Annotated in this window: 4 protein-coding genes and 1 pseudogene; 4 read left to right on the forward strand and 1 reads right to left on the reverse strand. The window is 40.2% G+C overall.

Annotated elements, in window-relative coordinates:
* The 3 genes from CFPU101_RS24895 to CFPU101_RS24905 all read left to right on the forward strand — a co-directional run.
* The coding region (locus tag CFPU101_RS24895; protein ID WP_206818536.1) for a CHAT domain-containing protein at positions 1 to 526 on the forward strand (526 nt) is incomplete at its 5' end.
* Entirely contained in the window at positions 519 to 1,775 is a 1,257-nt protein-coding gene (locus CFPU101_RS24900) for a glycosyltransferase (RefSeq protein WP_206818537.1), read from the forward strand. The genes CFPU101_RS24895 and CFPU101_RS24900, both read left to right, overlap by 8 nt.
* 4 nt (positions 1,776 to 1,779) lie before the next feature.
* Entirely contained in the window at positions 1,780 to 4,146 is a 2,367-nt protein-coding gene (locus CFPU101_RS24905) for a filamentous hemagglutinin N-terminal domain-containing protein (RefSeq protein WP_206818538.1), read from the forward strand.
* Here the strand turns inward: CFPU101_RS24905 and CFPU101_RS24910 are convergent.
* On the reverse strand, positions 4,143 to 5,468 hold the full coding sequence (locus CFPU101_RS24910; protein WP_206818539.1) for a ShlB/FhaC/HecB family hemolysin secretion/activation protein: 1,326 nt from the start codon (positions 5,466 to 5,468) through the stop codon (positions 4,143 to 4,145). The genes CFPU101_RS24905 and CFPU101_RS24910 overlap by 4 nt on opposite strands.
* Before the next feature lie 26 nt (positions 5,469 to 5,494).
* On the opposite strand from CFPU101_RS24910, the pseudogene CFPU101_RS24915 reads away from it, so the two are divergent.
* Positions 5,495 to 5,717: pseudogene (locus CFPU101_RS24915) on the forward strand (hypothetical protein); the annotation flags it as partial.

Raw genomic sequence — 5,717 nt, forward strand, 5'->3', positions numbered from 1 at the left:
GATCTTCCTTTTCTTCTTTCTATTTAATTTTACGCTACAATTCGCAACTTGGTATCAATTATCCAAATCAAGCCTTCAATCTCGATTACAAACGCCTTACGATGTACTGCATCTAGCGACACGCAATCAGCTAGAGCGCAATGTCGAGCAAAGTCGGCTAACCCTGGGAACTCAAGAAATTACCCTATTAGAATTTGAGCAGTTGTTACAGCAGCGCAGCAGTCGGATCACCTTTTTGAACTTATCCGCCTGCGATACAGCGACTGGTAATCCTGCGGCTGTTTTGGGTCTAACTGGGATTGGGTTTCGCACGGGGATCGATAATACAATGGGTTCGCTATGGGCGGTATCCGATCAAAGTACGGTTGAGTTTATGATCGAGTTCTATCGGCACTTGCAGCAAACCCCTTATGATTTTTCTGAATCGCTTCGGCAGGCACAAATACAAGCAATCAATCAAGATTCAAATGAGTTAAGACCTTTCTCTTGGGCGGGATTTATCCTGTTAACGAATCATTATGAGTAAAAAAATTGTTATCAATACGTTTGGTTCTTTAGGGGATCTTTTTCCCTATCTAGCGATTGCTCTTGAATTAAAAAAACGAGGTCACAAGCCAATTATTGCAGCAAATCGTACTCATCAGCCCTTTGTTGAAGCTCAAAACATTCTCTTTACCCACGTTCAGCCTGAACCGCTTGATTTCGGTTCTGAACAAGAATTAGTTCAAAAAATTTTCTCCTCCAAAGGTCTACGATATCTAGTCTGTGAGATTTTAATGGCTAGACTAAAAGAAGCCTATAGTGATTTAGAAAAAGTTGTCGTACAAGCAGATTTATTGATCTCTCATCCTTTTACCTTTGCTGCACCTTTAATTGCTCAAAAACAAGAGATTCCCTGGATTTCTACAATCCTATCCCCCATTAGTTTACTATCAGCCCATGATCCCCCGCTTTTTAATCCGAAACTCAATTTAGAATCTTTCCCCGTCTGGTTAAATCGTCTCATAATCGCCTTTTTAAAAAATCAAAGCCGTTCCTGGAGTCAACCCTTACAAGCGTTCCGCCAAGAGTTAGGATTATCACCAGTCAAAGATCCCTTTTTCTGGGGACAACGTTCACCTGAGTTAAATTTAAGTCTCTTTTCATCGATTTTTGCACCGCCTCAGCCTGATTGGGGAGCCTTCAATCATCTGACAGGCTTTGTTTTCTATGAACCCTATGATGCTTATCTATCAGAGCAGTTAGTTAAGTTTCTCGCTCAAGGTTCTCCCCCAATTATTTTTACTTTGGGATCTAGTGCTATCTATCATGCAGGAAACTTTTATCGCCATGCAGCAAAAGCTACTCAGAAACTGGGAGAACGCGCCATTTTATTAGTTGGCAATAATCTTGAAAATATCCCTCACGAGCTACTCAGCCAAAACATTATCACAGTTGATTATGCTGCTCACTTTTTACTTTTCCCTCATGCTAAAGCGATCGTACATCAAGGGGGAATAGGGACAACGGCACAAGCCATCAAAGCAGGAAAACCGATGCTGGTTGTTCCATTTGGACAAGATCAATACGACAATGCCAATCGAGTTGAACAACTACACCTGGGAAAAATGCTTACATTAGTTAATGATGAGAGTATTTATTTGGGTTTAAATGAATTGCTACAGTATCCAGCCTTTCAAAACCAAGCTCAACACATTAAAGAAATCATTACTCAAGAAAATGGCGTAAAAGATGCCTGCGATCAAATCGAAAAATTTTTTACTTTTTCAGCTTAATTTTATGATGAAACCTCTCCTTATTATAAGTTTATTGATGTCTAATTTAGTCGGGAAAGCTGTCCACGCTCAAATTACGCCCGATCAAACCTTACCCAATCCTTCTGTAATTAGGCAGGAGCAAAATATAATTCTCATTCAAGGCGGTACAGAAGCTAAAAATAATCTTTTTCATAGCTTCAAGGATTTTTCAGTCATTAATGGTCAAGTTGTCCAGTTTCTTAATTCAACAACTCTTCAAAACATTTTTACAAGAGTAACTGGTACTTCTATCTCAAATATAGATGGAATCATTCGCACTAATGGTGCTGCTAATTTTTTCTTCCTCAATCCTAATGGAATTATTCTTGGAAAAAATGCCATTTTAGATATTGGCGGTTCAGTCGTTTTTAGTACGGCTCATTCGATTAAATTTTCCGATGGACTGCAATATCAAACTTCATCGACTGCTAAACCTATTTTAAGTATTAATGTTCCGATTGGACTCGACTTTGGGGCAACTCCTGGCAATATTACAGTTTTAGGAGATGGACATAACTTTACGATTAAAGATTTTTTCTATTTTAGGGATTTTAAGGGATTAGGATTACAGGTGAGGCCTGAGAAAACTCTAGCTTTACTGGGGGGTAATGTTGTCTCTCAAGGAGGAATTATCCGAAGTAATGGCGGTCAAATTGTTTTAGGTGGGTTCTCTAATGGAGAAGTTTCACTTGATCCCAAATCTTTTTTTATTGCACCTATTAATGCTTTATTGAATCAAGATATCTATCTTACTGAGCAATCAGTTTTAGATAGTTCTGGATTAGGGAGCGGCAATATTCAAATATTAGGAAGACAAATTAATATCGACCGAGGCTCTATTCTTTTTAACCAAAATATTATTCCTCTACAATCGGGGGTCATTACACTTAAAGCCTCAGAATCAGTTCAAATTCAAGGAGCCTCCCAACAAGCATCTATTCAAGGAGGGATTAGAACCCAGTCTGCTCCCCCAATTACCTTGAATGGTCTGGTTTTTGAAGGGCCCTCTCATCAAATTGTGATTGATTCACCAGCCCTAACTTTAGAGCAAGGAGGAGTTGTTCAATCCGTCTCTTTTAATCGTTTTGATGCTGGGGATATTACTCTCAATATTGCCAAATCGATTGAAATTATTGGTTCATCTCCTTTTGCAGCACAAACAGGAGCAACCAGTAATATTACAACCGTTACTATTTTTAATGGGAATTCAGGCGACATTAACATCCAAACCTCACAATTAATCGCCAAAGAAGGGGGAGGACTCTTAACTGCAACCATCGGCTCTGGAGACAGTGGCAATATTACAATTGATGCTACACAGTCGGTTATACTCTCTGGGTTTGAACCCACCCTCTTATTTCCCAGTGGCATCGCTTCAAGTACAGGAAATACGGGGAAAGCTGGCAATATCACCGTTAATACCGCAACATTGACGCTTTTAAATGGGGCTGCAATTGATTCATCAACCTATGCTTTTGGAGAAGCGGGAAGGATTACTATTAATGCCCAAGACTCGATCACAGTTAGGGGAACCATCCCAAATTCTGTTATTACCAGTGGCATTGTCTCAGGAGCTAATAATACGGATGACACAGCCCGCAATATTTTTCGACTCCCTGGCCTTGAAGCGTTAACGGGAAATGGAGGCAACATCTTGATTAATACACCTTTTTTGAGTCTTGCTGAAGGTGGAAATATTACTGTAAAAAATGATGGAACGGGTAACGCAGGAAACTTAGAAATTAATGCAACCACGATCGCACTACAGCATGGAAGAATTACTGGCACAACCGAATCGGGAAATGGTGGAAATCTTGTCCTCACCACTGACAATCTGTCTCTATTAAATAACTCTTCTATTTCAACTACGGCGAAGGGATACGGAAATGGCGGTAATATTGGGATTGACACTCACTTAACTGGAATATTTGATAGCAGTAAAATTCAAGCTGATGCACTTGCTGGAAACGGCGGAAAGATAACGCTAAATACTCAAGTGTTCCTTTCATCTTTAAATAGTCAAATTACCGCTAGTTCTCAACTGGGAATCGATGGGGTTGTTAATATTAATACAACTCCCTATCTTTTAAATCCGTCTGAGGTCAAGTTACCAATTCAAATTTCCCTCGAAGAGATTGCTCTAAAAACTTGTTATGATTATGCCCAGCGTCTAACCCAATCGGGTCAAGGGCTAACCCAACGATCTTTTAACCTGCCAGGTCATAGTTACACTTTCGCTGATTTAATTCCTCTTGGACAAGTTGTTAAAAGTGAAAAACTGGCGAATGGTTCAGTACGGTTTTTAAATTGTCAACAAGTTTTAGAGCAAGACGGTAAGTTACAACCCTAAAATCTGATTTTTCCTTGTATTAAAACTGAAAAGGCTTGTTTAAATTGTCCCTCAAATGGATTTTCTGAATCAGTTAAAGGAAATCCATAGTTGGTCTGAACAAACAGATATTCTCCGACAGTTAAGCGACCACCTATTCCTGTTCCGATTAAGGTTTGAGGACTTAAAGAACCGCCACTATTATTCCAAACTGTCCCTACATCGACAAATGGAAAAACCGAGAGTTGGAGCAATTGAGAGCGATAAACGGGAAATCGAACTTCTAGCGTAAGGGCCAGACAATTATCACCCGTTCTGATATTGGTGGTATAGCCTCTAACCATATTGCCGAAGACAAATTCATTGCCGTTGCGACCACCAATTGCACATTGCTCGATATTGGGTAAAGTATGAGGTGATAGTTGCAAAGCCAGACGTGAGTACAATTCTCCGATTCCAAAATTCCATAGAACTTGAGCTTGTCCTTGCCAATGGAAGAAGGTGGCATCGATATTTTGATTGGAGCTACCGATGCTAAATTGTGACAGTCCTATGATTAAGGTATTTGGAGAACGATTGATATAAGTCTGGTTAAGGCGGATGGCCAGAAGGCGAATATCGGTAAATAACTCGTCTTTTAGAATAAAACTCTGACTTTCTCGGTGGTCTACGCCAACACTAAAATCTAACGTCTCATTAATTTTTTGCCAGATTGGTTGTGAAAAGCTCACTGAAACTACCGAATTATGATTGCGAATGTCAAAGTCTTCAAAAAAACCATCAATAATCCGAGAGTCTGATTGCTGGTAAGTTAGTTCAACTTTGCTGTTGGTTAAACTAATTGGCATCGTCACACCGACTAACCAACGATTCAATCCTTCCGTAACTTTATACTCGGTTCGGAATTGTTCTCCGCCCCCCGCCACATTATTGTTATAAATAAAGCCTCGAACTCCCCACGCACCAACAATCGGATTTTCATCATTAGAACCTTCCACGCCGATTTCCCAGGCGGGATTAGCGATCGCGTTCACTCCGATCACTTTTTCCGTGATATTGTCTCCAGGGTTAACAGTAGCATTGAGGTCTTTAATAAGAGGATTGGTACGCAACAGAGTCAGTCCTTCTTGCAAACGGTCGAGATTAAGGGGTGTGCTAACAAAACGATGCAATTGACGTTCAACATAGCGATCCCGTAATCCAGTCGCTTCTATGTCTAGTTTTCCACTACCCTCGAGCGCTTTAAAGATTACCGTTCCATTACTGTCTTGATATTCAAAAATGACAAAAGAAGTGAAATACCCTTTGGCAACATAAGCTTGCGTTAGCTGTTGCTGGAGCAAGAGTAATACCAATTCATTAAATGTTGGCTAACTCTAGCACCACGACGGTTACCGTTAACCCAACAGGCGATACAACGGTTGAACCCAATGAGACTGTTATTTTGACTTTAGCTAATGGGACTGGATACACGATCGGTACTACAACACCAGTAACGGGAACCATTCTTAATGATGATACGCGCATTGCTCTGGCTGTATCTCCTGCTTCTGTTACCGAAGATGGTACAGCTAACCTCATTTATACCTTTA

The organism is Chroococcus sp. FPU101 (genome assembly GCF_017312365.1).
In the GTDB taxonomy this organism is placed as follows: Bacteria; Cyanobacteriota; Cyanobacteriia; order Cyanobacteriales; family Microcystaceae; genus Chroococcus.